Raw genomic sequence first — 1,168 nt, forward strand, 5'->3', positions numbered from 1 at the left:
TCCGCAGTGAGCGCTTCACCGCCGAGGATCAGGGTGCCGGTGGGCGACGTGGTGCTCGGAAGGGTCGTGAGGAGGGGCAGGTGGCTCGGCGTTGCCTTGATGAGGGTGGGTTGGGTGGTGGTGTGTTCGAGCGTCGTGACCAGGTGGACAGCTCCGCCGTTCGTGAGGGGTGTCCACAGAGCGGTGATGGTCAGGTCAAAAGCAAGAGGCGAGTGCAGGGTGGTGATACCGCTGGTGGCGGGGTAGGCAGCCCGGGCATGCTGTAGGTACGTGGTCAGGGCGTGGTGATCGATGATCACGCCCTTGGGGCGGCCGGTCGAGCCCGACGTGTAAATCATGTAGGCCGCGTGCTGGGGTGAATGCGCCACTGCCCGATCAGCGTCGCTGACTTCATCGGTGGAGTGGTGTGCGTAGTCCGACAGCGGCACCGGTTCGGTGAGAGTGAGCGCGGGTGTGGCGTCGTCGAGCATGTACTGGACGCGCTCGGTGGGGTAGTCGGGGTCGATGGGAAGGTAGGCGCCGCCGGCCTTGAGTATCGCGAGCATGCTGATGACCGTGTCCAGCGATTTCGGCAGAGCGAGCGCCACGAACTGTTCCGCCCGGATGCCCTCGCTGATGAAGTGCCGGGCCAGCTGGTTGGCCTGCTCGTTCAACTGCGCGTAGGTGAGGGACTGTCCCTCGCAGACCACAGCCTCCGCGTCCGCGTTTTCCGCGGCCTGTCGGGCGACCAGCTCGTGCAGGGGAACTTCCGGGATGTCGGTGCTGGTCCCGTTCCATTCCACCAGCACCCGCTCGCGCTCGGCCGGGTCGAGTGTCTGGAGTTGGCCGACGGGGAGATCGCCGCCGTCGACCAGCGCTTCCAGCACCCGCACCATCCGGTCCGCCAGTGAACGGGCCAGCCGCTCCTCGCAGATGTCGGAACGGTAGTCGAGCCGCAGCCGTAGGGCGGAGTTCCTGGTGTGGGCGACGAGGTTGACGACGAAGTCCGTGCTCTCGACCGCGTCGAATCCCGCCACCCGCAGACCGTCGAGGTCAGGGCTGGTCGCCTCGGCGCTGACCGGGTAGTTCTGGAACACCATGGCGGTGTCGAAGAGTTGGGGGTGGCCTGCCCAGGTCTGGATGTCGGCGAGGCCCGGCCACTGGTGGTCGAGGAGATGCGTCTGTTCGT

The 1,168-nt window shown here is 66.6% G+C and carries 1 protein-coding gene; it reads right to left on the reverse strand.

The genetic code is table 11. From position 1 onward, the window contains the following. The coding region (locus HY68_RS33380; protein WP_041998956.1) for an AMP-binding protein at positions 1–1,168 on the reverse strand (1,168 nt) is incomplete at both ends.

The sequence above is a fragment of the Streptomyces sp. AcH 505 genome (assembly GCF_000818175.1).
GTDB lineage: Bacteria > Actinomycetota > Actinomycetes > Streptomycetales > Streptomycetaceae > Streptomyces.